Origin of the sequence: Streptomyces sp. NPDC057950, from assembly GCF_042887295.1 — a bacterium.
Taxonomy (GTDB): Bacteria; Actinomycetota; Actinomycetes; order Streptomycetales; family Streptomycetaceae; genus Streptomyces; species Streptomyces kaempferi.
On record NZ_JBHVPP010000003.1, the window covers coordinates 306,201 to 330,649 of the forward strand.

Here is a 24,449-nt window from a genome sequence, read left to right on the forward strand (position 1 = left end):
CCTCGGCGTCAGTCCCGCGTCCGCCCCGTCCCACTGATCCCCGGCGCGCCCGCGTCGGCGGCCACCGTAAGGATCGACCGGACCTGGGCGATGATGTCCAGCCGGTTGCGTACGAACCCGGGATCGGTGACCGTCCCGGTCCCCGGGTCCGTGTTGCCGGTGCCGAACTCGAGCACGGGCGTGTGGACATGACCGCCCGGCAGGCTGTCGTGCAGGCCGAGGCGATCACGCAGCAGCGTCACGCGGTAGGCGATCTCGTTGGAGAGATAGTCACCGCCGCCTCCGGCACGCGCCGTCGAGCCCGGGGTCGGGCCGTCCGGGCGTACGACCGGATCGGTGCCTCCCGCCGGGATCTCGGTCACCGACGTGTGGTCGTACACCGGGAAGCGGCCCGTGTCCGCGGCCACGATCCGCGCGTACGGGAGGGTCGTCGTCGTCCACTGCGGCTGCGAGGCCGGATCGGTGACCGGGACCGTCCCGGTCCGTGACACGTTCTCGTTGTCCGGGTAGCCGCCCCGCCAGGCCCCGTTGGTCCGCTCGACGTCGAAGCGGCCGACGCGTCCCTGGCTCACGGTCGTGAACAGGTCCACGCGCGGCAGTTGCCGCCGCAGTGTCCGCTCCACCGTGCCGTCGGCGAAGTCCTGCCAGCGGACGGGGAAGACGGCGGTCTCGATCCGCGCGGGTCCGTGCGCCGTGGGGATCGTCGTGCCGTCGAGGGCGAGGGCCGTGGCCCCGGACGGATTGGAGGTCCGGACGTCCTGGTCCAGCGTGAACGGGTCGAACCCGGTGACCAGGATCCGTTTCAGGCCCTTGGCGCACGGCCATCGGATGTCCCGCCGGCCGCGCGAACTCTGCTCCAACGCGTCCAGCAGGCGGGTGCGTTGCGCGTCCGTCAGGCCGAACCGGGGCGTCCACCGCCGCACTTCACGGGTCATTCCGAGCCGCGCCCAGTACAGCGGCCGGTCGTCGTCGCGACTCAGGTCGCCGCCCGCGGGGCCGCGCCCCTGCGCCCGGTCCACGGCCCGCCGCCACAGCCGCGCACCCTGCCGCGCGACCACCCGCTCGGCCCGCGCGTACGAGCCCGACCGTTCCAGCACCCGGGCGAACTCCGGCGTCACCGTGTCGAATCCGGAGCGCCGCAGGATCTCCTGGGGCGCGGCCCGGTCGAGCCGCTGCTCCTCCACGGTGCCGGAATCCACGGCGGCGGAATCCACGGCGGCGGAGCCCGTGGTGCCGGAGTCCGTGCTGCGGGGGTGCGCCGCGGCCGACGCGGTGGGGACGGCCGCCGACCCCGCCATCAATGTCAGTGCGAGTAATCCGATCCGAACGCCTCTGCAGATCAAGGGAGTTCATGCCTTCCGTCGCCGTGGGGTGCTGCCGGACGGCCGCAGTATCGCGTGCCGGAGGGGCGTACGCCATGAGGAGTGACGCACGGTGCGGTGCTCGTACGAGGAGCTCCGTCACACGGGGATCCGTGCCGCCGCCTCCCGCAGCGCGCCCAGAAACGCCGCCGTGGCCGGTGCCAGGGACCGGCCGCGTACCGTCGCCGCGTACACCGCGCGGGCCGGCGCCCCCTCGTCGCGCACCGGAAGCAGGACGACGTCCGGACGCACGGACTCGGCGGCGAGCGCCGGGACCAGGGTCACCCCGAGACCGGCGGCGACGTACCCCTGCTTGGCGGTCCACTCGGCCACGACATGCGCCACGCGCGGACGGAAGCCGTGCCGCAGGGCCGCGTCCAGAAGAGTGCCCTCGGGGCGGGCGGAGCCGGATATCCAGTCGGCGTCGGCGAGTTGGGGCAGCCGCACCGACGTCTCGACGGCGAGCGGGTGACCGGCGGGCACGGCGACGTACAGGGACTCGTCGAGGAGGTGGTGCAGGGCGTGGGCCTCCAAGGGGGCGCGGCCCGTCGTCGAGACGATCGCCAGGTCCAGATGGCCCGCGGACAGCCGGTCCAGGAGCGCGGGGGTCAGCCCCTCCTCGCGGCTGAGCCGTACCCCCGGACGGCGGGCGCGGAAGGCGGCGATGGCGCGCGGCACCAGCGCCGCGTCGGCCGAGGCGAAGGCCCCGAAGCGGAGCCGGCCGCCCGCCGCCTCGCGCAGCGCCGCCAGTTCACGTCCGGCGCCGTGCAGCCGCTCGACCACCGTCTCGGCGTGCGGCACGAGGACCCGTCCCGCCTCCGTCAGCCGGACGCCCCGGGGCAGCCGGTCGAAGAGCGCGGCCCCGCCGAGCGCCGACTCCAGCGAGGAGATCTGCCGGGAGACAGCGGACTGCGTCCAGCCGAGGGTCCGCGCGGCCACGGTGAACGAACCGTGCCGGGCCACCTCCAGGAAGACTCGCAGCCAGGTGGTGGACAGACCGGGTACGTCATGCGGGTCGGGCATGGGACCCATGCTAGACATTCGCTTGCCGCATCACCCGGGCACGCCTAGCGTCGGGGACATGGAAAAGATCGCATTCCTCGGACTCGGTCACATGGGCGCGGCGATGGCGCGCCGACTCCTCGACGCGGGGCACCCGTTGACCGTCTGGAACCGTACCGCCGCGAAGGCCGGGCCACTGGTCGCCGCCGGGGCCACGCTCGCCGCGTCCCCCGGCGAGGCCGTGCGGGACGCCGATGTGGTGATCACGATGCTCGCCGACCCCGCCGCGCTCGGCGCGGTCGCGGACGCCGTCGTGCCGCGACTGCGCCCGGGAACGTACTGGGTGGAGATGTCGACCGTCGGCCCGGACGTGGTCAAGGAGCTGGCCGCCCGGCTGGGGGAGGGCGTGCGGCTCGTCGACGCGCCGGTGGCGGGCAGTACGGACAAGGCGGCGGCGGGGCAGCTCGGCATTCTCGCGGGCGGTGACGTGGCGGGCGTCGAGCGGGTGCTCGCCCCTCTCGGCACCGTCACCCGTACCGGCCCGTCCGGCTCCGGCGCCGCGCTCAAGCTCGTCGTCAACACCGCGGTGCTCGGTGGGGTCGCCCTGGTCGCCGAGGCCATGGTCCTCGCGGACGCGCTCGGCCTCGACGAGGACACGGTCCGCGGCTCGCTCGCGGGCGGTCCGCTCGGCGGCGCCGTCGGCCGTGCCTTCGCCGAGGACGTGCACTTCGGTACCTCGCTCGCGGTGAAGGACGTCGCCCTCGCCACGGAGACCGCCCGGCTCCCCGCCATGGAGGCGGTGCTGGAGCACTACAAGCGGGCGGCGGCCGATCCCGCCGGCGCCGACGCGGACATCGCACAGGCCGTCGAACGCATCCGCCGGCATTCGGCCTGAGGAGACTCCGTGCGGATCGCACTCGACAGCCCGGCCGGCGCGCCCCAGCCCGCCAACGGCTACTACTCCCAGGTGGCCCGCGTCGAACTCGCGGGCGGCGGAGCCCTGTTGTACCTCTCCGGTCAGGTCGCCGACGGTGTCGGCCTGGCCGAGCAGAGCCGGGGCGTCTTCGAGACGATCGGCTCGCTGCTGAAGGCACACGGCGCGACGCTCGCCGACGTCATCAACATCCGTACGTACCTGACGGACATCACCCGGCTCCCCGAGTACGGCGCCGTACGCGCCCGGTACCTCACCGGCACCCCGCCCACCAGCATGACCTTCGAGGTGTCCCGCCTCTTCAGGCCGGATGCGCTCATAGAGATCGAGGTCGTGGCCGCCGTCCCCGCCGCCCGGGGGCCGGAGTGATTCCTCTCGCGCCACAGGACCCGTGACGCGGTCCGCGTCGGCTTCGAACTGCTCCGAGTCCGGGGCGGGCGTGGCCGCGTCGGCCGTTGCCGGGGACACGGGCTGAGCCGTCGCCCTCGGCACCGTCTGCGTGGTGAGGCCGTGGCTCAGGCCTCGCCCAGCAGCACCAGGAAGTCACGGAACGCGGCCGGCATGTCCACGGACTCCGGGTCCAGCAGCCACTGGTACTGGAGCCCGTCCATCACCGCCACCAGCAGCGGGGCGGCGCGCTCCGGCGTGAGCCCGCTCGGCAGCCGCTCCCCGTACTCGGCGCGCAGCACCTGCGCCATGCTCGCGCGCACGGCGACATACCGCCGGGTGAAGAACTCGCGCGCCGGATGCCCCTCCGTGACGCTCTCGCCGAGCAGTGCCGAGAAGGTCTGCACGATGCCCGGCCGCATCGCGTTGTAGTCGGCGAGCGAGGCCAGCAGGTCCAGCCGCCACTGGCCGTCGGGCACGGCGTCCCACTGGTCACGTTCCTCGAGGACCGCGACCAGCAGGGTGTCCTTGGTCGGGAAGTAGTGCAGCAGCCCCTGCTGGGTGAGGCCCACGCGCTCGGCGACGGCGGCCATGCTCGCGCCCCGGTAACCGCGTTCGGCGATCACCTCCAGGGCCGCGCGCACGATCTCCGCGCGCCGCTCCTCGCTCCTGGTCCTGGTCGTCATTGCGTCACCGTACGGTATCCGCCCACCCCGAACATCACGGCAAGGAAACGAAACCTACCGCTCTACAGGTCGCGGGTGCAGGATGAGAACGCCCGGCGGATCCCGCGGCCGTACGGCCGTACGGCCGTACGGCCGCGCGGGTTTCACGGGCTCGGCTTCACGGGTTTCACGGACTTCAACGAGGAGGTGCCACCGTGACGGAGGCAGCGGAGACAGCGGAGAGCCGGACCGGGACCAGGGACGGGAGCGCGGCGGACCGCGAGCGCGAGACGGTCGTCGAGGCGGCCCTCGGCAGGCTCGGCCTGGACGCGAAGACGCGGCTGCTCGCGGGGCAGGACATGTGGTCGCTGCCCGGACTACCCGAGATCGGACTGCGGTCCCTCGTCATGTCCGACGGCCCGATCGGCGTGCGGGGCGTGCGCTGGACCGCCGACGACCCGTCCATCGCCCTCCCCTCACCGACCGCGCTGGCCGCCACCTGGGACCCCGCTCTGGCCCACCGCGCCGGCGTCCTCCTCGCCCAGGAGGCCCGCCGCAAGCACGTCCACGTGCTGCTCGCGCCCACGGTCAACCTGCACCGCTCGCCGCTGGGCGGCCGTCACTTCGAGGCGTACAGCGAGGACCCGTACCTGACCGGGCGGATCGGCGCCGGATATGTGCGGGGCGTGCAGTCCGGCGGCGTCGGCACCACCGTCAAGCACTTCGTGGCCAACGACGCCGAGACCGACCGCTTCACGGTGGACAACCTCGTCTCCGCACGCGCCCTGCGCGAGCTCTATCTGGCCCCCTTCGAGGCCATCGTCGAGAACGCCCGCCCCTGGGGCATCATGACCGCCTACAACTCGGTCAACGGCACCACGATGACCGAGCACCACCACCTCGTGAACGAGGTCCTGCGCGGTGAGTGGGGCTTCGACGGCTTCAACGTCTCCGACTGGACGGCGGCCCGCTCGACGGTGGGCGCGATCGAGGGCGGCCTCGACGTCGCCATGCCCGGTCCCGAGACCGTGTACGGCGACGCCCTCGCCGCCGCCGTCCGCGCGGGCCGCACCGAGGAGGCGAAGGTCGACGAGGCCGTCCGCAACGTCCTGCGGCTCGCCGCCCGCGTCGGCATCCTGGAGGGCGCCGAACCGGTCGTCACGGAGCTGCCGGAGCCGGTGGACGGCGAGGCCCTGGCCCGCGAGATCGCCCGCCGCTCCTTCGTCCTCGTACGCAACGAGAACGCGACGCTGCCGCTGCGGCCGGGCACGGTGGCCCTCAGCGGCGCCGCCGCCCGCGACGCCCGGGTGCTCGGCGGCGGCTCCGCCACCGTCTTCCCCGCCCACGTCGTGTCGCCCCTGGACGGCCTCACCGCCGCACTCCCCGAAGGCAGCCTGACGTACGCGGTCGGAGCCGACCCGAACCAGGAACTCGCCGTCGCCGACAAGGGGTTCGCCCTGCGCGCGGAATGCCGCGACCGCGACGGCGGGGTGATCGGCAGCGGCTCCGCGCCCAACGGCCACCTCCAGTGGATGGGCGGCGACCTCCCCGAGGGCGTCACCCACGACACCCTCCACACCGTGGATCTGCGGGGCACCTTCACCCCGCGCGTGAGCGGCACGCACACCTTCGGCATCAAGGGCCTCGGCGCGTTCACCCTCACCGTCGACGGCACGGTCCACTTCGAGGGCACCCAGCTCCCCACGGAGGACAGCCCCTTCACGGCGTTCTTCGGCGCCCCCGAGGAGCGCGCCCGGGTCGATCTCACCGCAGGAGAGACCTACGAGGTGTCCCTGCGCCAGGTGGTCGTCCAGCCCGAGGGCGCGCCCCTGAGGATGGTCGGCTTCTCCCTCGTCCACCAGGAACCGCGGCGCGACCCCGACGAACTGATCGCCGAGGCGGTCGAGGCGGCCCGTGCCGCGGACACCGCCGTCGTCGTGGTCGCCACCACCGAACGTGTCGAGTCCGAGGGCTTCGACCGCGGGGACCTCCGGCTCCCCGGGCGCCAGGACGACCTGGTGCACGCCGTCGCCGCCGCCAACCCGAACACCGTCGTGATCGTCAACTCCGGCTCCCCGGTGGAACTCCCGTGGCGCGAGGAGGTCGCCGCCGTGCTGCTCACCTGGTTCCCCGGCCAGGAGGGCGGCAGCGCCCTCGCGGACGTCCTCACGGGCGCCCACGAGCCCGGCGGCCGGCTGCCCACGACCTGGGGTCCGCTCGCCGACGCCCCGGTCACCCAGGTGGTGCCCGTCGACGGCGAACTCCCCTACACCGAGGGTGCCTTCATCGGCTACCGGGCCTGGGAGAGGGACGGCAGGACCCCCGCGTACCCCTTCGGGCACGGCCTCGGCTACACCGACTGGGCGTACGAGTCGATCGAGCCTTCCGACGGCGACGGCGACGGCGACAGCGCCGCGACGGTCACGGTCCGCGTCCGCAACACCGGCGGGCGCCCCGGCCGCGAGGTCGTCCAGCTCTATCTGACGCCGGTCGAGGCGGACAGCGAGCGCCCGGCCCGCAGGCTCGCCGCCTTCGCCGGAGTCGGGGCGGGTGCGGGCGAGACCGTCGAGGCCGTGCTCGGCATCCCCCGCCGCGCCTTCGAGGTCTGGGACGAGGCCGCCGGCACGTGGGTGTTTGTGAAGGGTTCGTACGAGGTTGCCGCAGGCCGCTCGATCACCGACCGCCGGGTCGTGACGACGATTAACGTCTGATCCGGGACAGCCCCCCCTCGACGAGCCCCGGTCCGGAACCTGACATCCGGACCGGGGCTCGTCGGTTCCCGGCACCCCTAGGGCCGCACCCCGAACCCGTACACCGTCTCCGAGCGGTACGTGTCCCCCGGCCGCAGCCGCGTGCTCGGGAACTCCGGCCGGTTCGGGGAGTCGGGGAAGTGCTGCGTCTCCAGCGCGATCCCGTCGCCGGGCGCGAACGGGTCGCCCAGGTGGTCCGCGGTGTAGAGCTGGAGGCCCGGCTCGGTGGTCGCGACCGTCAGTACCCGCCCGGAGGAGGGGTCGTGGAGCTCGGCGACCTCGACCGCGCTCGCCGTCGTGCCCTTGTCCAGCACGAAGTTGTGGTCGTACCCGGCGCCGGCCTTCCGCGCCGTCCGGAAGTCGAAGCGCGTACCGTCCACGGACTCCAGCGCCCCGATGGGGATGAGATCCGCGTCCACCGGCGTGTACCGCGACGCGGACAGCCGGAGTTCGTGACCGCCGGCGTTCCCCGAACCGGCCAGGTTCCAGTACGAGTGGTTCGTCAGGTTCACCACGGTCGGCGCGTCCGTGACCGCCTCGTACGCGATGCGCAGCGCGCCCGCCGCGTCCAGCCCGTACGTCGCCGTGACCTCCAGACGGCCGGGGAAGCCCTCCTCGCCGTGCGGGGAGACCCGGGTGAGCCGCAGCCCGTGCCCGACCGGTTCCGCGTCCCACACGCGCTTGTCGAAACCGAGCTCGCCGCCGTGGAGGGAGTTGGGGGCGTTGTTCTGCGCGAGGTGGTAGGTGAGACCGTCGAGCGGGAAGCGGCCGCCGGCGATCCGGTTGGCGTACCGCCCGACCAGCGCCCCGAGGTACGGGTCCGGGTGCGCGAGGTACCCGTCGAGGCCGGGGAAGCCCAGCACCACGTCCGTGCGGTGCCCGTCGCGGTCGGGGATCTCGACCGACTGGACGATCCCGCCGTACGTCAGGATCCGCACCCGCACCCCGGCACGCTCCAGCGTCCAGCGGTGGACCGGGGTGCCGTCGGGAAGGGTGCCGAAGAGTTCGCTGTCCATGATCGGAAGCCTAGGCCAATGACCTGTGCCCACCGGTCCGGTCCACCGGCCGAGTCCATCCGATCAGCCGCCCAGCCCGGCCGCCCAGCCCGGCCGCCCGGCTCCGCCGCCCCTCCCACCGGCTGTCCGCCTAGCCCGCAGGCTGCCGGGCCGTCACCACCCGGTAGGCCAGCTCCGCGAGCCGGGCCTGGCCGTCCCTGCTCGGGTGGAACCAGTCCCAGTGGCTCAGCTGGTCCGTACCGAAGCGGAAACCGAAGACCGCGCCCCCGTCGAAACGGCAGCGCCGGTCCTTGGCGCACACCTCCCCGAGAACCCTGTTGTACTGCTCCACCCGGTCCCGCACCTTCGCCCGCCGCAGCGCCGCACGCGACCCCAGCGAGTCCGCGTCGGCCAGCATCGAGGGACAGATGCCCAGTTTCCAGATCTGCTTGCCCAGCGGGTTGCCGCGCCCCTCGGACCACAACCGCTTCAGATCCGGCACGCTCGACACGTACACCTGGGTCTTCGGCAGCTCGTCGCGCAGGGTGCCCATCGCGTCCTGGAACGCGGCGCGGAAGCGGGCGACCGAGGTCATCGCCGAGACCGACGAGCGGCAGGCGTCGTTGGCGCCCACCATCACGGTCACCAGCTCCGGCTTCTCGGCGACGGCCCGCGCCATCTGCTCCGGCAGGTCCGCCACCCGCGCACCGGTCACCGCGTAGTTCCAGCTGCGCTCGGCGGCCCCCTCCGGCCCGAGCAGCCGTACGGCCAGGCTGCGGACCCGGGTGTCGCTGCCGGTCGCCCAGGAGACCTCGGGACAGTCGGACAGCACGGTGCAGGCGTCGAAGCCACGGGTGATGGAGTCCCCGACGGCGGCCACGGAGTGGGGACTGCGGTTCCAGAGGGGGGACGGCTTCGGGGACGGCCGCCCCTTGACCGCGCCGTGCGGAGCGGAGGAGCCGTCACCCGAGGCGCCGCACCCGGCCACACCCAGCAGGGCCGCCGTCACCAGGGCGAGGACGGCGCGCGGACGGTGGCTGCGGATGCGCATCCCCTGGTCCCCTCGTTCGTTGAACATAATCGGTCAGCACCTGACCGACACGGTTGGCCGACACCGCGCAGTACAGGGTCGGTCGCACCGCGTCCCCTCGGGTGAAACCTCAATGTTTCTGGGCGCTGGGACCGACGGTACGTCACACTCCTTGCGCCGCCGCACGGTAGCCTCGCCACGTGGCCGCCCTGCCACTGCCGTTCCGCTAAGTTACAAGATGTCTCGCTCTGCCCGGAGGCCCCAGTGACGACACGTGGAGTTCTCTACGTGCACTCCGCGCCCCGCGCGTTGTGCCCGCACGTCGAGTGGGCGGTCGCGGGTGTGCTCGGTACGCGCGTCAACCTCGACTGGATCCGGCAGCCCGCGGCGCCGGGCACCTGGAGATCCGAGTTCTCCTGGAAGGGCGAGGTGGGCACCGCCTCCAAACTCGCCTCCGCGCTGCGCGGCTGGCAGATGCTGCGCTTCGAGGTGACCGCCGAGCCCTGCGCCACGGCCGAGGGCGAGCGCTACAGCTGCACCCCCGAACTCGGCATCTTCCACGCCGTCACCGGGATCCACGGCGACATCCTGATCCCCGAGGACCGGCTGCGTGCCGCGCTCCTGCGCTCCCAGCGCGGCGAGACCGACCTGGAGGCCGACCTCGCCAAGCTCCTGGGCAAGCCCTGGGACGACGAGCTGGAACCCTTCCGGTACGCGGGCGAGGGCGCCCCGGTCCGCTGGCTCCACCAGGTGGTCTGACCCGCCAGCCCGCACGCCCCACGAACAACAGGTGTGGCCCCGGACTCCGGAAGGAGTCCGGGGCCACACCCCGTTCAGCACACCTACGGCCGAATTCAGATCGTCCGGAACGCCAGGACCACGTTGTGCCCGCCGAACCCGAACGAGTCGTTCAGCGCGGCGATGCGGCCCTCGACGGGCAGCTTGCGAGCCTCCCCGCGCACGATGTCGGCGTTCGCCTCGGCCTCGGGGTCGATGTTGTCGACGTTGATGGTCGGCGGAGCGATCCGGTTGTACAGAGCCAGCACCGACGCCACCGACTCCACACCCCCCGCACCACCGAGGAGGTGACCGGTCATCGACTTGGTCGCGGAGACCGCCATGTGGTCGGCGTCGTCACCGAAGACCTTGCGCAGCGCCTTCAGTTCCGCCACGTCACCGGCGGGCGTCGAGGTCGCGTGCGCGTTCACGTGCACGATCTCGGCCGGGTCGAGGTCGGTGTTGTCCAGCAGGTTCTGCAGGGCGCGCGAGATGCCGCGGCCCTCCGGCTCCGGCTGCACGATGTCGTGGCCGTCGGCGGAGATGCCCTGGCCGACCGCCTCGGCGTAGACCCGGGCACCGCGCCCGGCGGCGTGCTCGGCGGACTCCAGGATCAGCACGCCGGCGCCCTCGCCCAGCACGAAGCCGTCGCGAGCGACGTCGTAGGGCCGTGAGGCACCCTGCGGGTCGTCGTTGTTCTTGGACATCGCCATCATGTTGCCGAAGGCGGCGATGGGCAGCGGGTGGATGGCCGCCTCGGTACCGCCGGCGACGACGACGTCGGCGCGCCCGGTGCGGATCATCTCGATGGCGTAGCCGATCGCCTCGGCGCCCGAGGCGCAGGCGGAGACCGGGGTGTGCACGCCGGCGCGGGCGCCGACGAGCAGGCCCACGTTGGCCGACGGGCCGTTGGGCATGAGCATGGGGACGGTGTGCGGGGAGACGCGGCGGACGCCCTTCTCCTTCAGCACGTCGTACTGGTCGAGCAGGGTGGTCACGCCGCCGATGCCGGAGGCGATGACGGTGCCGAGGCGGTCCGGGTCGATGGCCGGGTCGTCGCCGGCCCGGTCGGTGAAGCCGGCGTCCGCCCAGGCCTCCTTGGCCGCGATCAGCGCGAACTGCGCCGAGCGGTCGAGACGGCGGGCCTGCGGGCGGGGGATGACCTCGCCCGGTTCCACGGCGATCTGCGCCGCGATACGGACCGCCTGTTCGGCGGCCCATTCCTGCTCCAGGGGGCGGACACCGGACTTGCCGGCGACCAGGCCCTCCCAGGTAGAGGCTACGTCGCCACCCAGCGGTGTGGTTGCGCCGATACCGGTGACGACCACGGTGCGATTGGTCGAGCTCACGGGAATTCTTTCTCCAACGGATACGAGGATTCAGCGGCGCCACCGCCGGGTGGCGGGGCAACGGACTGATCGGTGGACCGGGCCGGGCCCGGTCCGCGGATCAGGCCTGGTTCTTGAGGATGTAGTCGGTCGCGTCGCCGACGGTCTTGAGGTTCTTGACGTCGTCGTCCGGGATCTTGACGTCGAAGCGCTCTTCGGCGGCGACGACGACCTCGACCATGGACAGCGAGTCGACGTCCAGGTCGTCGGTGAAGGACTTGTCCAGCTGGACGTCCTCGGTGGGGATCCCGGCGATCTCGTTCACGATCTCGGCGAGACCTTCGACGATCTCTTCCTGAGTGGCGGCCATGTCAGGCGCTCCTTCGGTATGTATCCAGATGGTGTGGCGGTACTCCGGCCGGAGTGGTCCGGACGGTGTGCCTAGGGGAGGGTAACGACCGTGGCGGCGTACACGAGACCCGCCCCGAATCCGATGACGAGCGCGGTGTCGCCGCTCTTCGCCTCACCGGTCGCCAGAAGCCGCTCCATCGCGAGCGGAATCGAGGCGGCCGAGGTGTTGCCGGTGGTGCGTACGTCCCGGGCGACCGTGACGTGCGCCGGCAGTTTCAGCGTCTTCACCATCGAGTCGATGATCCGCTCGTTGGCCTGGTGGGGAATGAAGACATCCAGGTCGTCCGGGCTGATCCCGGCCGCGTCCAGCGCCTGCTGGGCGACCTTCGCCATCTCGAACACGGCCCAGCGGAAGACCGCCTGGCCCTCCTGCGTGATCGCAGGGAACTTGATCTCGCCCTTGGAGTCGAGCGGGAGCGTCGAGACGTCGCCGGTGTGGAACCGGTCCCACGGGACGGTCTGCTTGATGGTGCCGGCCTTGTCGCCCTCGCTGCCCCACACCGTGGGGCCGATGTGCGGCTCCGGGGAGGGGCCCACGACGACCGCGCCCGCGCCGTCGCCGAACAGGAAGGCCGTCGCACGGTCCTCCAGGTCGGTGAGGTCGGACAGCCGCTCCACGCCGATGACCAGGACGTACTCCGCCGAACCCTCGACGACCATGCCCTTGGCCAGGGTCAGTCCGTAGCCGAAGCCCGCGCAGCCGGCCGAGATGTCGAAGGCGGCGGCCTTGGCCGTACCGAGCTTGTCGGCGATCTCGGTGGCGATGGCCGGGGTCTGGCTGAAGTGGGACACGGTGGAGACGACCACGGCGCCGATCTGGTCGGCGTTGATCCCGGCGTTGGCGATGGCCTTGCCGGACGCCTCGATCGACATCGCGGCGACGGTCTCCTCGTCGGAGGCCCAGTGCCGGGTCTCGATGCCGGAACGCGAGCGGATCCACTCGTCGGAGGAGTCGATCGTCTCGAGGATCACCTCGTTGGGCACGACCCGGACGGGACGGTAGCCGCCCACGCCCAGGATCCGTGCGTACGGGGCGCCCTTGCTGGGCTTGATCTTCGACATGCTCTCGGGCTCCTTGTCAGGCGCTGTGCTCGGCGAGGAGCTCGCGAGCCGCGTCGAGGTCGTCTGGGGTCTTCAGCGCCAGGGTCTTCACACCCGGCAGCGCGCGCTTGGCGAGGCCGGTGAGCGTGCCACCCGGGCACACCTCGATCAGCGCGGTCGCGCCGAGCTCCTGGAAGGTCTCCATGCACAGGTCCCAGCGGACCGGGTTGGCCACCTGGCCGACCAGCCGCTTCAGGACGTCGGCGCCGGACTTGACGGCCTGGCCGTCCTTGTTGGAGACGTACGTGACCCGCGGGTCACCGGGGCTGAGATCCTCGGCGGCCTGCGCGAGCGCCTCGACGGCGGGTGCCATGTGGTGCGTGTGGAACGCGCCCGCGACCTTCAGGGCCACCACCCGGCGTACGCCGTCGGGCTTGTCCGCCTCCAGGGCGGCCAGCTGCTCCAGCGTGCCCGCGGCCACGATCTGGCCCGCGCCGTTCACGTTGGCGGGGGTCAGGCCGAGCTTCTCCAGGTGCGGGACCGTCGTCTCGGGGTCTCCGCCGAGCAGCGCCGACATACCGGTCCGCGTGACGGCGGCGGCCTCGGCCATGGCCAGGCCGCGGGTGCGTACGAGCGTCAGCGCGGCGGTGTCGTCGAGCACCCCCGCGAACGCGGCGGCGGTGATCTCGCCGACGCTGTGCCCCGCGACGGCGCCGGGAGCGAGGTCGCGGATGTCGCCGAGTGCCGCGGCGGAGAGGAGTCCGGCGGCGACCAGGAGCGGCTGCGCGACAGCCGTGTCCCGGATCGCGTCCGCGTCGGCCTGCGTGCCGTAGTGGGCAAGGTCGAGACCGATGGCGTCCGACCACGCGGCGAGGCGGTCGGCGGCACCGGGGAGATCGAGCCAGGGGGTCAGGAAGCCGGGCGTCTGGGCGCCCTGGCCGGGAGCGACGAGTACGAGCACTCTCACACTCTCTCTTGTGGACGGCCACGGCCGCCCGTGGGGACAGGGACGAAGAACACGAAGGGGAATTGTAGGGCTCCGACAAATGCCTACGTCTGGAGATCTCCATCGGCCAGACGCCCCAGGATGAGCGCGATCCGCAGTGTGAAGGCGGATCGTACATCCGAGGGTGACCAACCGGTGACGTCAGTCACACGTCGCAGCCGGTAGCGCACGGTGTTGGGGTGAACGAAGAGCATTCGGGCCGCGCCTTCGAGGCTGCTCGCCTGTTCCAGATAGACACTGAGGGTTTCGAGGAGCGCGGAGCCGGCTTCCTCCAGTGGTCTGTAGATCTCCTCCACCAGTTGCTCACGGGCCGAGGGGTCTCCGGCGATCGCGCGCTCGGGCAGCAGATCGTCGGCGAGGACCGGGCGCGGGGCGTCCTGCCAGGCGAAACACGCCTTCAGGCCGGCCGCGGCGGCCTGTGCGGAGCGGGTCGCGGCGAGCAGGTCGGGCACGATCGGCCCGGCGACGACGGCCCCGGCGGCGTACGGGCCGATCAGCGACTTGGCCACCGCGAGCGGGTTGTCGCTGCCGCCCGCGATCACCACGAGCCGGTCCCCGAGCACTCCGGTCAGCACCTGCAGCTTGGCGTGCCGGGCCGCTCGCCGGATGGCCTCGACGGTCAGCTCGCTGTCACCGTCGGGCGCCGTACCCAGCACCACGCAGACGTGTTCGGGGGAATTCCAGCCGAGAGCGGCGGCGCGGGAGACGGCGCCCTCGTCGGCCTCGCCGGAGAGCACGGCGTTCACGACCAGGGACTCCAGGCGGGCGTCCCAGGCACCGCGTGCCTCGGCGGCCTGCGCGTACACCTGGGCGGTGGCGAAGGCGATCTCACGTGCGTAGACGAGGAGGGCCTCGCGCAGCACGGACTCGTCGCCGGGCGCGGCCACCTCGTCGATGGCGCTCTCCATCACCTCGATCGTCGTGCGCACCATCTCGACGGTCTGGCGCAGGGTGATGGCCCTGGTCAGCTCGCGGGGGGCGGTGCCGAACACGTCGGTGGAGATGGCCTGGGGCGCGTCGGGACGCCGGAACCACTCGGTGAACGCGGCGATACCGGCCTGGGCGACGAGCCCGATCCAGGAACGGTTCTCCGGTGGCATGGCCCGGTACCACGGCAGCGTCTCGTCCATCCGCGCGATGGCCTGCGCGGCGAGACTTCCGGACGACTTCTCCAGCCGCTTCAGGGTCGCGGAGTGCGTGTGGATGTCGTGCGCTGGGCGCTCGGGATTGCTGCGTTCGGGTTCGGGCACGGGGACAAGACTGCCTTATCAGGACGGAGCCGTGCGGCGGCGGGTCTCCCATGGGGGACGGGAGGGAGAGGGGCGGGGCTACGGTGGGGGACGTGACGGACGTACGGCGCTGTCGGATGTGGCGGATGTGGCGGATGTGATCGAGGTACGGCGCGCCGGCGAGCGCTACCGAGGAGGGGATCCGGCGGCCGGGATCTCCTCGCTGCACGCCTTCTCCTTCGGCCCGCACTACGACCCGGACAACCTCCGTTTCGGCGCGGTGATCGCCTGCAACGAGGAACGCCTCGCGCCCGGTGCGGGATTCGACGAGCACCCGCACAGCCACACGGAGATCGTCACGTGGGTGGTGGAGGGGGAGCTGACCCACCGGGATTCGGCCGGTCACGAGTCGCTGGTGCGGGCCGGGGACGTACAGCGGCTGAGTGCGGCGGCCGGCATCCGGCACGTCGAGCGCAACGACGGGCCGGGCCCGCTGGTGTTCGTACAGATGTGGCTGGCCCCGGCCGTGCCCGGCGGTGTCCCGTCCTACGAGGTCGTCCACGGCATCGCGGACTCCACGCCGTACGCGGTCCCGGAGGCGGAGGCGATGCTGCACGTGCGGCGGCTGGCGGTGGGGGAGCGGACGGCGCTTCCGGACGCGCCGTTCGTGTACGTGCACGCGGTGCGCGGCGAGGTGCGTCTGGACGGCGCGGAGCTGGGACCGGGCGACGCGGCGCGCGTCCGGGACGCGAAGGATCTGGAGGCGGTGGCGACGACCCCCGCGGAGCTGTTGCTGTGGGAGATGACGGCCGCGGGCTGATTTCGGCCGCGGGTGCGCGGGGGCTGGTCACGCAGTTCCCCGCGCCCCTGAAAGCCTGGCCGCGCATCCGGTGTCCGGTGGCCCCCGCTCAGCCGCACCCGAAGGACCCGCCTCCGTGTCCCGAAGGCGTGTCAGCCCCGCAGCTCGGAGAGAACCGCGTCCGTGAACGGCGTCCACGCCTGCGCGGCCCACGGCCCGAACGCCCGGTCCGTGAGGGCGACGCACGCGGCTCCCACCACCGGGTCGATCCACAGGAACGTACCGGACTGCCCGAAGTGGCCGAAGGTACGCGGCGAGGACGAGACACCCGTCCAGTGCGGGGACTTGGAGTCACGGATCTCGAAACCGAGCCCCCAGTCGTTGGGGTTCTGGTGGCCGTATCCCGGCAGCACCCCCTTCGTGCCGGGGAACTGCACGGTCATCGCGTCCGCCACCGTCCGCGGATCGAGCAGCCGCGGCGCCTGGACCTCCGCCGCGAAGCGCACGAGGTCCGTCACCGTCGACACCCCGTCCTTCGCGGGCGAGCCGTTCAGCGACGTCCCCGTCATGCCCAGCGGCTCCAGCACCGCCTGCCGCAGGTATTCGGGGAAGGAGATGTCCGTCGCCTTGGCGATGTGGTCCCCGAGGACCTCGAACCCGGCGTTGGAGTACAGCCGCCGCTCCCCGGGCGAGGACATCACCCGGTGCTCGTCGAACGCGAGCCCCGAGGTGTGCGCGAGGAGATGACGGACCGTCGCACCGGCCGGACCCGCCGGCTCGTCGAGATCGATGGCCCCCTCCTCGTACGCGACGAGCGCGGCGTACGCGGCGAGCGGCTTGGTGACCGAGGTGAGGGGGAAGCGGTGGTCGAGCGGACCGTACGATCCCGTCACCGTGCCGTCCGCACGGACGACGGCCGCGGCGGCCGTGGGGACGGGCCAGTTCTCGATCAACGCCAGGCTGCGCAGGGACATGGGTACGAGCCTAAGCGGCTCACAGCCGAAGCCGCATCGAGGGGTCCGGCTTGCGCACGAACCCGAGGGACGCGTACAGCGGCTCGGCCTCGGCGGATGCGTTGAGGTCGACCTGGGGCACGTCCCGCTCGCGGAACCAGTCGAGCAGCGTCTCCATACAGGCCCGCGCGTACCCCCGGCGCCGCGCGTCGGGGTCGGTGGCGACGCTGAAGACGTGACCGACCGCGCCCCGCGGATTGCCGGGCCGCCCGATCCGGTACTCGATGGTCCCGGCGACGAGCGCGGCCAGCGCGCCCGGCCGGCCGGGGTGGTCGACGACGAAGGCCGCGAAGTCGCCCTCGGGACGCGCCAGCCTCTCGCGTATCGTCGGGAGCGACCCGGCGTGCCACCCGGTGGAGCCGTCGGTGGTGAAGACCGAATCGAGCATGACCTGGCGCAGGCGGAGCACTTCCGGTGCGTCCTCGGGCAGGGCGCGGCGTACGAGAATCATGATCCGCACGGTAGCCACCGCGACCCGCGGGCGTCCTCCGTTTCGCGGCGGCCGGCTTTTACCGGATTCCCCTTGCTTGGAGTGCACTCCAAGGTTTTAGCGTGGAGGCCATGACGGTGATGGAGACCACGGCCGAGGCCGCCGAGACCGGCACCAGGACGGATGTGTGCGTGGCGCCTCCCGAGCGGCAGCGGCGCCCGGACGGCCAGGACAGCTACACGATCAGCGAGGTCGTCGCCTTCACCGGCCTGTCCGCGCACACCCTGCGCTGGTACGAGCGGATCGGTCTCATGCCGCACATCGACCGCTCGCACACCGGACAGCGCCGGTACAGCAACCGCGACCTGGACTGGCTGAACCTGGTCGGCAAGCTCCGGCTCACCGGTATGCCGGTCGCCGACATGGTGCGGTACGCGGAACTGGTGCGGGAGGGCGACGACACCTACCTCCAGCGCTTCGAGCTGCTGGAAGCCACCCGCCGGGACGTGAAGGCGCGGATCGCCGAGCTCCAGGACACCCTGGCCGTCCTCGACCACAAGATCAGTTTCTATGCGGACGCCGGGCGGCCCCTGGCGTCGGAGAGGTCCTGATGACGGACAGCAAGATCGCGAAGGTACGGCTCGGTGCCGACGGTCCCGAGGTCGGGGCGCAGGGCCTGGGCTGCATGGGGATGAGCTTCGCGTACGGGCCCACCGACGCCGACGAGGCACGGGCCACCCTGGAGCGGGCGCTGGAACTCGGCGTCACGCTCTTCGACACCGCGGACGCCTACGGCCAGGGCGAGAACGAGAGGTTCCTGTCGCCGTTCTTCAAGGCGCACCGCGACGAGCTCGTCATCGCGACGAAGTTCGCCCTGTCGATCCCGCCGGACGACCCGACGACGCGGGTCGTCCGCAACGACGCCCCGTACATACGCCAGGCCGTCGAGGCGAGCCTGAAGCGGCTGGACGTCGACGTGATCGATCTCTACTACATGCACCGCCGTGACGTGAAGATCCCCATCGAGGAGACCGTCGGGGTCATGTCCGAGCTGGTGCGCGAGGGCAAGGTCAAGCACCTCGGGCTCAGCGAGGTCACCGGCGGGGAGCTGCGCGCCGCGCAGGCCGTGCACCCGATCACGGCCGTGCAGTCGGAGTGGTCGCTGTTCAGCCGGGACATCGAGGCGGGCGTGGTTCCGGCGGCCGCGGAGCTGGGCGTGGCGCTCGTCCCGTACTCGCCGCTCGGCCGCGGTTTCCTGACCGGATCGTTCGCCAACGCGGACACGGACCTCACCGCCGCCGACTTCCGCCGGCAGCAACCCCGCTTCACCGGCGACAACGCGGCCGTCAACGGGGCCCTGCTGGAGCCGGTACGCGAGATAGCCGGGGCGCACGGTGCCTCGCTCGGCCAGGTCGCGCTGGCCTGGGTGCAGCGGCAGGCCGCGTCGTACGGGGTTGCGGCGGTGCCGATTCCGGGGACGCGGCGGCGCGGCCGGGTCGAGGAGAACACGGCGGCCACGCGGATCGTCCTCGGCGACGAGGAGATGGCGCTGCTGGAACCGATCGCCTCGAAGGTGGCGGGGGAGCGGTACGCGGACATGTCGTTCTCGTCGGCGGGGCGGGAGTAGGAGCGCGGCGGGCGCCGGCGAGTCTCACAGCTCCGCGAGCAGCTCCGCCTTCTTCCTCGTGAACTCCTCGTCCGTGACCAGCCCCGCCTCGTGCAACTCGCCGAGGTGCCGGATGCGGTCGGCGATGTCGGCCGGGTCGCGACGGGGAGCGGGGACCACGGGCACCGGTGCGGACCCCGAGGTCCGTACGGCGGCGAGCACCGAGGCCGCGAACGGGAGCGACTCGTGGACGGGCCCGTAACCGAGTCCGAAGACGACGGCGGCCGGATCCTGGTCGGCCTGGGCGGGCTGCGCGGCGGCGGGCTCGCGGCGCAGCAGCCGCAGATGCCCCTCGAAGACCTCGGGGGAGCGCCACTCGACGCCGCTCAGGCCGGCGACCGGGAAATTCTGGTCGCCGGCCTTCCACTTGGCGGAGGACGCGCCGGTCCAGAACCAGCGGAAGGACACCGTGGCGCCGTCGAAGGCCGCCCTGCCGTCGTACGCCTTGAAACGCAGCGGCGCCTCGGGTGCCGCGACCAGGTAGCGCTCGGGGGGTCCGGCGTCCCCGGCCAGCCGGGCCCGCAGCTCGTCCGCGTAGTACTCGGCGAGGGTCTCCCGGTCGGAGGGCAGCACCAGGCGATAGGGGTCGCACCCCTCCTTCAGCTGCCCGGCGGCCGCGTCCATCAGCGGATCGGCGCCCGCCCTCGGGACGGCGTGCAGCACGACCGTGCCGCGCCTGCCCGGCGCCAGTGTGACCGCCTCGATCGCCTCCAGGGGGACCCGGCGTTCGCCGAGCGCCTGGAACAGCTTCGGTGTACGGATCCCCCGCTCGAAGCGGATGAGCACGGAGTCGGACTCGAACTCCCAGGCGGCATGAAATCCGGCCAGTACGTCACCCATGAGGGCCATCGTAAGCCGCGCGCCCGCCGGAGTCCCCTCCTCGGGCGGGCCGCACTTCTTCGGTCCTCTACGCGCGTCCCGCCGCGGAGGTGGCGGGCAGGTCCCGCCGGCAGACGTCGTCGTCGTGCGCGCACCGTACCGAGTCGTATGCGCCAACGCCGATGTCCGCGAAGTTGCGCAGGCTCTCCGTGCCGGGCTCGAAATAGCCGCCGTGGCCCTTCGCGTCCCGGGCGGACAGGACCCGCGCGCCGAACGCCTTCGACACCGGGTCGGCGCCGTGCCCGAGGCCGCCGAACTCGAGGTACGGGACGTCCTGGATCCAGTCGTCGGAGTCCCGCATCGCCCAGACGCGGGCGGAGGTGCGCAGCGCCGAGGCCCTGTCGGCCCGCATGCCGGGACTGCCCGCGACCGCTATGTCGGAGACCCGGGAGGGCAGCGTGTGGGCGGCGACACCGCACAGCACCGAGCCGTAGCTGTGGCAGTACAGGGCGACGGGGGCCTTGCCGGGCAGCGCGCGCAGCAGCGCGTTCAGCCGGACCGCGCCTTCCTGCGCGCGGACTCCGGTGGCCGCGTCCATGCCGAGTCCGCTGGGCGCGGTGTAGTCGGCCCAGGCGATCACGGCCGTACGCGTCCGGGGGCTCGCCGCGCGCTCCGCCCCGTAGAGGGAGGTCGCCATGCCGACCGGTGCCGAGTACTTCTTGTTGGTGCGCTGGAAGGTGAGCAGGTCGGTGTCGACGCCGGGTACCACGACGGAGATCCGCTGGGCCCTGTCGAGGTTGCCGAAGACCTCTGCGACCCGGCCCGAGCCCATGGGATCGAAGGCGAGGAACGTGCGGCCCTTGTGCAGCATCGCCTCGTAGCGGTGCATGCGGCGGCCGGCCTCCTGATGCCCGAGGGACGAGAGCCGGTTGTCGTGCATGCGCCCGAGCTCGATCTCGCGCTGCTGCCCGATGGCGATGCGGTTGGCCGTGTAGCGCAGCCGTACGGGCGCGCCGTTCATGTTGCCGACCGCGAGCGGGTAGCGGTGCGCCAGCCGGCCGCGCTGGCGGGCGTCGAGGGAGGCGAAGAAGCGGGACAGGCGGCCCGGTGCGGAGTCCGGGGCCGGGAGAGCCTGTCCGGCTACCCGGCCGTGCTGCCACGCGGAGCGGGACGCCTGGAGGGGGGTTGCCCCCCGATGGCTGTGGACCGCGGTCCAGCCACTGGTGGCCAGCATCACGAAAACCACGGCCAGCGCGAGCAACGCGCGCCAGACGTTCAGTTGGGGAGATGTGTCGAAGGAAGTCACTGAGAGGACACCCTAGGAGAAGAGGGGTGCCTCCCGTTAAACGAGTGGTGGGGATCACGTTTCTGGCGGGGTAATTGGGGCAAAGCGGGTTCAGTTTCAGATAAATAGTGACGTTGTGTGCGCGGAGTTGCTCATTCCGTGCGCCACTTCTCCGCCAATGCGGGCCCCAGCTGGTCGAGATGTGTGACGGTCAGCGCGCGGATCGCCTCGACACTGTCGTCCTCGCCCGCGCCCCACATCCGGTGCGTCACCCGCATCACCCCGCAGAACACGGCCACCGCGACCCGCGGTCTCGGATCCGTGTCCACGTCGATCCCCTCGCGCTCGGCGATCACCCGGGCGATCTCGTCCTCCAGCTCGGCGGAACGGCGCAGATGGGCGGCGAGCAGCGCGGGCGTCGCCTCGATCAACCGGTGGGCGCGCATGTGCAGTTCGATCGGGACCACCGCCTCGACCGCCTCGCTGATGGTGTCCCAGCCCTCCAGCACGGCACCGCGGAGCGTCTCCAACGGGGCTTCGTGGGGCGGGCGTTCACGGACGGCGGCGAGGAAGCGCGACTCGGCGATGCCCTGGGTGAACAGAGCGACGTCCTCCTTGCCCGCGAAGTAACGGAAGAAGGTGCGCTGCGAGACGTCGACGGCCTCGGCGATCTCGTCCACGGTCGTGCGTTCGTAGCCCTGGGTGACGAACAGTTCGAGGGCGGCCCGCAGCAGCGCGTCCCGGGTGCGCTGCTTCTTGCGCTCGCGCAGGCCCGGACGCGGCGCCATCTGTGTGACGGGGGTCGTGTCCATGGGGTCCTCTTCCGTTCTCCCGTCCAGCTCAGCGTACTCGTGAGTGACGTGACAGTTACCGACTTGTGAACTGGTTTGTCAATTGTCAGCGGCTGTCACTAGCCTCGCCGCATGACTAGTCAGACCACCATCGACACGACGGGGTCCGGGGACAGGACGCCGCTCGCCCCGTCGGATCCGCCGGGGGCCTCCGGGCTGCGCGGCCACCCGTGGTTCACCCTGTTCACCGTCGCCGTCGGCGTCATGATGGTCGCCCTGGACGGCACCATCGTCGCCATCGCCAACCCGGCCATCCAGAAGGACCTGGGCGCGAGCTTCGCGGACGTCCAGTGGATCACCAACGGGTACTTCCTCGCCCTCGCGGTCACTTTGATCACCGCGGGCAAGCTCGGCGACCGCTTCGGGCACCGCCAGACCTTCCTGATCGGTGTGGTCGGCTTCGCCGCGGCCTCCGGAGCCATCGGCCTGTCCGACAGTATCGCCCTGGTGGTCACCTTCCGTGTCTTCCAGGGCCTGTTCGGCGCGCTGCTCATGCCGGCCGCGCTCGGCCTGCTGCGGGCCACCTTCCCGGCCGAGAAGCTGAACATGGCGATCGGCATCTGGGGCATGGTCATCGGCGCCTCCACCGCGGGCGGCCCGATCCTCGGCGGCCTGCTGGTCCAGCACGTGAGCTGGCAGTCGGTCTTCTTCATCAACGTCCCGGTCGGTGTCGCCGCGCTGGTCCTCGGCCTGCTGATCCTGACCGACCACCGCGCCGAGAACGCCCCGCGCTCCTTCGACATCCCCGGCATCGCCCTGCTCTCCGGCGCCATGTTCTGCCTGGTCTGGGCGCTCATCAAGGCCCCGGCCTGGGGCTGGGGCGCCGGCCTCACCTGGACCTTCCTCGGCGCCTCGGTGCTCGGTTTCGCGCTCTTCGCCCTCTGGGAGACACGGGTCGCGGAGCCGCTCATCCCGCTGGGCCTGTTCCGCTCCGTACCGCTGTCGGCGGGCGTGGTCCTCATGGTGCTGATGGCCATCGCCTTCCTGGGCGGCCTGTTCTTCGTCACCTTCTACCTGCAGAACGTGCACGGCATGAGCCCGGTCGACGCCGGGCTGCACCTGCTCCCGCTCACCGGGATGATGATCGTGGGCTCCCCGCTGGCCGGCGCCCTGATCACCAAGACGGGTCCGCGGATCCCGCTGGCGGGCGGCATGGCCCTCACCGCGATCTCCATGTACGGCATGTCCACGCTGGACACGGGTACCAGCGGCGCCGTCATGTCGCTCTGGTTCGCCGGTCTCGGCCTCGGGCTCGCCCCCGTCATGGTCGGCGCCACCGAGGTCATCGTGGGCAACGCGCCGATGGAGCTCTCCGGTGTCGCCGGCGGTCTCCAGCAGGCCGCGATGCAGATCGGCGGCAGCCTCGGTACGGCGGTCCTGGGCGCCGTGATGGCCTCCAAGGTCGACGGCGACCTCGCGGGCAACTGGGCCGACGCCAAGCTTCCGCCGCTCACACCGGCCCAGCTCGACCAGGCATCACAGGCCGTCCAGGTCGGCGCCGCACCGGTGGGCAAGGGCACCCCGCCCGAACTCGCGGCGAAGATCACGGCCGTCGCCCACGACACGTTCGTCTCCGGCATGAGCCTGGCCTGTCTGGTCGCGGCCGTGGTGGCCGTGGTGGCGGTCTTCGTCGCACTGCTCACCAAGAGGGGCGAGAACGCGGACGCCGCGGGCGCGGGGGCCGGCCACATCTGACCGGCGCTTTCCAGCCCGGTTTCACCCTTACGGGTGATACGGCTCAAGATCCCACCCGTCCGGCACGCGCCGCAGGTCACAGTGGGTCACGCCCTCCGCACGAACACGGGGGCGAATGGATCTGCGGCGCGCTGTCGGAGGGGGGCAGCGCGCCCGCAGTTCCGAGAGGGGCGCCCCCTCCGCCGCGCGTGTCAACGCGCGTGCTCCTCCGCCACCCCGGACGCGGGGGGCCGGACGATCTCCCGGACGCCCGACAGCGCGGCGACCTCCGCGCGCAGCGCCCGCACCTCCTCCGTCAACGCCTCGATCGCCGCCGTCTGCCGGCGCTCCTCCACGTCGTCCTTCTCGAAGCGCGAGATGAACCACGCCGCGATGTTGGCGGTGACGACACCGAGCAGGGCGATACCGGAGAGCATCAGACCGACCGCGAGGACACGGCCCATCCCCGTGGTCGGCGCGTGGTCCCCGTACCCCACCGTCGTCATCGTCGTGAACGACCACCACACCGCGTCACCCAGCGTCTTGATGTTCCCGTTCGGGGACTCCCGCTCCACCGACAGCACCGCGAGCGAACCGAACATGAGCAGCCCGATCACCGCGCCCCCGACATAGGTCGTCAGCCGGATCTGCGAGGCCATCCGGGCCCGCCGCCCGACCAGGGTCAGTGTGGCGACCAGCCGCAGCAGCCGCAGCGGCTGAAGGATCGGCAGGATCACCGCGCACAGGTCCAGCCAGTGCGTCCGGACGAACTCCTTGCGGCGCCGGACGAGCAGGAGCCGTACGAGGTAGTCGACGGCGAACGATCCCCACACCGTCCACTCCACCGCCGTGCACGCCACCGCCACGGCGGGCGAGGCGTCACTGTCCACGATCGGCACGGCGTAGGCCAGGGCGAACGCCACCGCGAGCGCCAGCAGGGGCCGTTGCGTGCGCTGCTCCCAACGGTCCTGTGCCGATAGCTCTTTCATACCCGCA

At 72.0% G+C, this 24,449-nt stretch carries 25 protein-coding genes; 9 read left to right on the plus strand and 16 right to left on the minus strand.

Features of this window, described 5'->3' with window-relative positions:
• Positions 1-8: 8 nt before the first annotated feature.
• Together ACFVTC_RS08210 and ACFVTC_RS08215 are read right to left on the minus strand one after the other, a co-directional pair.
• Positions 9-1,298, minus strand: a complete 1,290-nt coding sequence (locus tag ACFVTC_RS08210; protein WP_390125209.1) for a pyroglutamyl peptidase — start codon at positions 1,296-1,298, stop codon at positions 9-11.
• Positions 1,299-1,460: 162 nt separating this feature from the next.
• Positions 1,461-2,393, minus strand: a complete 933-nt coding sequence (locus tag ACFVTC_RS08215; protein WP_390125211.1) for a LysR family transcriptional regulator — start codon at positions 2,391-2,393, stop codon at positions 1,461-1,463.
• Between the two features lie 49 nt (positions 2,394-2,442).
• Here ACFVTC_RS08215 and ACFVTC_RS08220 point away from each other — a divergent pair, with 49 nt between their 5' ends.
• Together ACFVTC_RS08220 and ACFVTC_RS08225 are read left to right on the plus strand one after the other, a co-directional pair.
• Positions 2,443-3,258 carry an NAD(P)-dependent oxidoreductase gene (locus ACFVTC_RS08220; RefSeq protein ID WP_390125214.1) on the plus strand — a complete coding sequence of 272 codons (816 nt, stop codon included), beginning with the start codon at positions 2,443-2,445 and terminating at the stop codon, positions 3,256-3,258.
• Between the two features lie 9 nt (positions 3,259-3,267).
• On the plus strand, positions 3,268-3,666 hold the full coding sequence (locus tag ACFVTC_RS08225; protein WP_390125216.1) for a RidA family protein: 399 nt from the start codon (positions 3,268-3,270) through the stop codon (positions 3,664-3,666).
• 146 nt (positions 3,667-3,812) lie between these two features.
• On the opposite strand, the gene ACFVTC_RS08230 is transcribed toward ACFVTC_RS08225, so the two are convergent.
• On the minus strand, positions 3,813-4,388 hold the full coding sequence (locus ACFVTC_RS08230) for a TetR/AcrR family transcriptional regulator (protein WP_390125493.1): 576 nt from the start codon (positions 4,386-4,388) through the stop codon (positions 3,813-3,815).
• Positions 4,389-4,445: 57 nt separating this feature from the next.
• On the opposite strand from ACFVTC_RS08230, the gene ACFVTC_RS08235 reads away from it, so the two are divergent.
• Together ACFVTC_RS08235 and ACFVTC_RS08240 are read left to right on the plus strand one after the other, a co-directional pair.
• Positions 4,446-4,568 (plus strand): hypothetical protein, encoded by a 123-nt coding sequence (locus ACFVTC_RS08235; protein ID WP_390125219.1) that lies wholly within the window; start codon positions 4,446-4,448, stop codon positions 4,566-4,568.
• Positions 4,565-7,060 carry a glycoside hydrolase family 3 protein gene (locus ACFVTC_RS08240; RefSeq protein WP_390125221.1) on the plus strand — a complete coding sequence of 832 codons (2,496 nt, stop codon included), beginning with the start codon at positions 4,565-4,567 and terminating at the stop codon, positions 7,058-7,060. Before ACFVTC_RS08235 ends, ACFVTC_RS08240 begins: the two co-directional genes overlap by 4 nt.
• 77 nt (positions 7,061-7,137) lie before the next feature.
• On the opposite strand, the gene ACFVTC_RS08245 is transcribed toward ACFVTC_RS08240, so the two are convergent.
• Together ACFVTC_RS08245 and ACFVTC_RS08250 are read right to left on the minus strand one after the other, a co-directional pair.
• A complete protein-coding gene (locus ACFVTC_RS08245; RefSeq protein WP_390125223.1) occupies positions 7,138-8,115 on the minus strand; it encodes an aldose epimerase family protein in 978 nt (325 codons plus the stop codon).
• Between the two features lie 130 nt (positions 8,116-8,245).
• The gene (locus ACFVTC_RS08250) at positions 8,246-9,145 is read right to left on the minus strand and encodes an SGNH/GDSL hydrolase family protein (RefSeq protein ID WP_390125495.1); all 900 of its coding nucleotides are present in this window, start codon (positions 9,143-9,145) and stop codon (positions 8,246-8,248) included.
• Between the two features lie 243 nt (positions 9,146-9,388).
• Between ACFVTC_RS08250 and ACFVTC_RS08255 the strand changes: the two genes are divergently transcribed.
• Positions 9,389-9,883, plus strand: coding sequence for a DUF3145 domain-containing protein (locus ACFVTC_RS08255; protein ID WP_153290778.1), 495 nt, complete (start codon positions 9,389-9,391; stop codon positions 9,881-9,883).
• A gap of 95 nt (positions 9,884-9,978) precedes the next feature.
• On the opposite strand, the gene fabF is transcribed toward ACFVTC_RS08255, so the two are convergent.
• The 5 genes from fabF to fasR all read right to left on the minus strand — a co-directional run bounded on the left by fabF (position 9,979) and on the right by fasR (position 14,937).
• Positions 9,979-11,250, minus strand: a complete 1,272-nt coding sequence (gene fabF, locus ACFVTC_RS08260) for a beta-ketoacyl-ACP synthase II (RefSeq protein ID WP_390125226.1) — start codon at positions 11,248-11,250, stop codon at positions 9,979-9,981.
• 100 nt (positions 11,251-11,350) lie between these two features.
• The gene (locus ACFVTC_RS08265) at positions 11,351-11,599 is read right to left on the minus strand and encodes an acyl carrier protein (RefSeq protein WP_148013808.1); all 249 of its coding nucleotides are present in this window, start codon (positions 11,597-11,599) and stop codon (positions 11,351-11,353) included.
• Between the two features lie 71 nt (positions 11,600-11,670).
• Positions 11,671-12,702 (minus strand): ketoacyl-ACP synthase III, encoded by a 1,032-nt coding sequence (locus ACFVTC_RS08270; RefSeq protein ID WP_390125228.1) that lies wholly within the window; start codon positions 12,700-12,702, stop codon positions 11,671-11,673.
• Positions 12,703-12,718: 16 nt separating this feature from the next.
• Positions 12,719-13,642, minus strand: a complete 924-nt coding sequence (locus ACFVTC_RS08275; protein WP_390125497.1) for an ACP S-malonyltransferase — start codon at positions 13,640-13,642, stop codon at positions 12,719-12,721.
• Positions 13,643-13,731: 89 nt separating this feature from the next.
• Entirely contained in the window at positions 13,732-14,937 is a 1,206-nt protein-coding gene (gene fasR / locus ACFVTC_RS08280; RefSeq protein WP_168527953.1) for a fatty acid biosynthesis transcriptional regulator FasR, read from the minus strand.
• A 136-nt stretch (positions 14,938-15,073) separates the two neighbouring features.
• Between fasR and ACFVTC_RS08285 the strand changes: the two genes are divergently transcribed.
• Complete coding sequence (locus ACFVTC_RS08285; protein WP_390125500.1) at positions 15,074-15,736, plus strand: pirin family protein; 663 nt, start codon at positions 15,074-15,076, stop codon at positions 15,734-15,736.
• A gap of 131 nt (positions 15,737-15,867) precedes the next feature.
• Here ACFVTC_RS08285 and ACFVTC_RS08290 read toward each other — a convergent pair whose 3' ends face one another.
• A complete protein-coding gene (locus tag ACFVTC_RS08290) occupies positions 15,868-16,689 on the minus strand; it encodes a serine hydrolase domain-containing protein (protein ID WP_390125231.1) in 822 nt (273 codons plus the stop codon).
• 19 nt (positions 16,690-16,708) lie between these two features.
• Positions 16,709-17,179 carry a GNAT family N-acetyltransferase gene (locus ACFVTC_RS08295; protein WP_390125233.1) on the minus strand — a complete coding sequence of 157 codons (471 nt, stop codon included), beginning with the start codon at positions 17,177-17,179 and terminating at the stop codon, positions 16,709-16,711.
• A gap of 110 nt (positions 17,180-17,289) precedes the next feature.
• On the opposite strand from ACFVTC_RS08295, the gene ACFVTC_RS08300 reads away from it, so the two are divergent.
• Both ACFVTC_RS08300 and ACFVTC_RS08305 read left to right on the plus strand, forming a co-directional pair.
• Complete coding sequence (locus ACFVTC_RS08300; RefSeq protein ID WP_390125235.1) at positions 17,290-17,769, plus strand: MerR family transcriptional regulator; 480 nt, start codon at positions 17,290-17,292, stop codon at positions 17,767-17,769.
• Entirely contained in the window at positions 17,769-18,785 is a 1,017-nt protein-coding gene (locus ACFVTC_RS08305) for an aldo/keto reductase (protein WP_390125237.1), read from the plus strand. Before ACFVTC_RS08300 ends, ACFVTC_RS08305 begins: the two co-directional genes overlap by 1 nt.
• A 24-nt stretch (positions 18,786-18,809) precedes the next feature.
• Here ACFVTC_RS08305 and ACFVTC_RS08310 read toward each other — a convergent pair whose 3' ends face one another.
• The 3 genes from ACFVTC_RS08310 to ACFVTC_RS08320 form a co-directional block, all read right to left on the minus strand.
• Positions 18,810-19,664 carry a DUF4429 domain-containing protein gene (locus ACFVTC_RS08310; RefSeq protein WP_390125239.1) on the minus strand — a complete coding sequence of 285 codons (855 nt, stop codon included), beginning with the start codon at positions 19,662-19,664 and terminating at the stop codon, positions 18,810-18,812.
• A 67-nt stretch (positions 19,665-19,731) separates the two neighbouring features.
• Positions 19,732-20,949, minus strand: a complete 1,218-nt coding sequence (locus ACFVTC_RS08315) for an alpha/beta hydrolase (protein WP_390125242.1) — start codon at positions 20,947-20,949, stop codon at positions 19,732-19,734.
• Between the two features lie 131 nt (positions 20,950-21,080).
• Positions 21,081-21,740, minus strand: a complete 660-nt coding sequence (locus ACFVTC_RS08320; RefSeq protein ID WP_390125244.1) for a TetR family transcriptional regulator — start codon at positions 21,738-21,740, stop codon at positions 21,081-21,083.
• A gap of 243 nt (positions 21,741-21,983) precedes the next feature.
• On the opposite strand from ACFVTC_RS08320, the gene ACFVTC_RS08325 reads away from it, so the two are divergent.
• Positions 21,984-23,474, plus strand: a complete 1,491-nt coding sequence (locus ACFVTC_RS08325; RefSeq protein WP_390125503.1) for an MFS transporter — start codon at positions 21,984-21,986, stop codon at positions 23,472-23,474.
• 191 nt (positions 23,475-23,665) lie between these two features.
• Here the strand turns inward: ACFVTC_RS08325 and ACFVTC_RS08330 are convergent, their stop codons facing one another.
• A complete protein-coding gene (locus tag ACFVTC_RS08330; RefSeq protein ID WP_390125247.1) occupies positions 23,666-24,442 on the minus strand; it encodes a potassium channel family protein in 777 nt (258 codons plus the stop codon).
• Between the last annotated feature and the right edge of the window lie 7 nt (positions 24,443-24,449).

Excerpts from the sequence above, each read along its gene's own strand:
- ACFVTC_RS08250 (WP_390125495.1), bottom strand. The coding sequence starts at position 9,145 with ATGCGCATCCGCAGCCACCGTCCGCGCGCCGTCCTCGCCCTGGTGACG.
- ACFVTC_RS08210 (WP_390125209.1), bottom strand. The coding sequence starts at position 1,298 with ATGGCGGGGTCGGCGGCCGTCCCCACCGCGTCGGCCGCGGCGCACCCC.
- ACFVTC_RS08300 (WP_390125235.1), top strand. The coding sequence starts at position 17,290 with ATGACGGTGATGGAGACCACGGCCGAGGCCGCCGAGACCGGCACCAGG.
- ACFVTC_RS08265 (WP_148013808.1), bottom strand. The coding sequence starts at position 11,599 with ATGGCCGCCACTCAGGAAGAGATCGTCGAAGGTCTCGCCGAGATCGTG.
- ACFVTC_RS08245 (WP_390125223.1), bottom strand. The coding sequence starts at position 8,115 with ATGGACAGCGAACTCTTCGGCACCCTTCCCGACGGCACCCCGGTCCAC.
- ACFVTC_RS08295 (WP_390125233.1), bottom strand. The coding sequence starts at position 17,179 with ATGATTCTCGTACGCCGCGCCCTGCCCGAGGACGCACCGGAAGTGCTC.
- ACFVTC_RS08325 (WP_390125503.1), top strand. The coding sequence starts at position 21,984 with ATGATGGTCGCCCTGGACGGCACCATCGTCGCCATCGCCAACCCGGCC.
- ACFVTC_RS08330 (WP_390125247.1), bottom strand. The coding sequence starts at position 24,442 with ATGAAAGAGCTATCGGCACAGGACCGTTGGGAGCAGCGCACGCAACGG.
- ACFVTC_RS08220 (WP_390125214.1), top strand. The coding sequence starts at position 2,443 with ATGGAAAAGATCGCATTCCTCGGACTCGGTCACATGGGCGCGGCGATG.
- ACFVTC_RS08290 (WP_390125231.1), bottom strand. The coding sequence starts at position 16,689 with ATGTCCCTGCGCAGCCTGGCGTTGATCGAGAACTGGCCCGTCCCCACG.
- ACFVTC_RS08305 (WP_390125237.1), top strand. The coding sequence starts at position 17,769 with ATGACGGACAGCAAGATCGCGAAGGTACGGCTCGGTGCCGACGGTCCC.
- ACFVTC_RS08320 (WP_390125244.1), bottom strand. The coding sequence starts at position 21,740 with ATGGACACGACCCCCGTCACACAGATGGCGCCGCGTCCGGGCCTGCGC.
- ACFVTC_RS08215 (WP_390125211.1), bottom strand. The coding sequence starts at position 2,393 with ATGGGTCCCATGCCCGACCCGCATGACGTACCCGGTCTGTCCACCACC.
- ACFVTC_RS08310 (WP_390125239.1), bottom strand. The coding sequence starts at position 19,664 with ATGGGTGACGTACTGGCCGGATTTCATGCCGCCTGGGAGTTCGAGTCC.
- ACFVTC_RS08270 (WP_390125228.1), bottom strand. The coding sequence starts at position 12,702 with ATGTCGAAGATCAAGCCCAGCAAGGGCGCCCCGTACGCACGGATCCTG.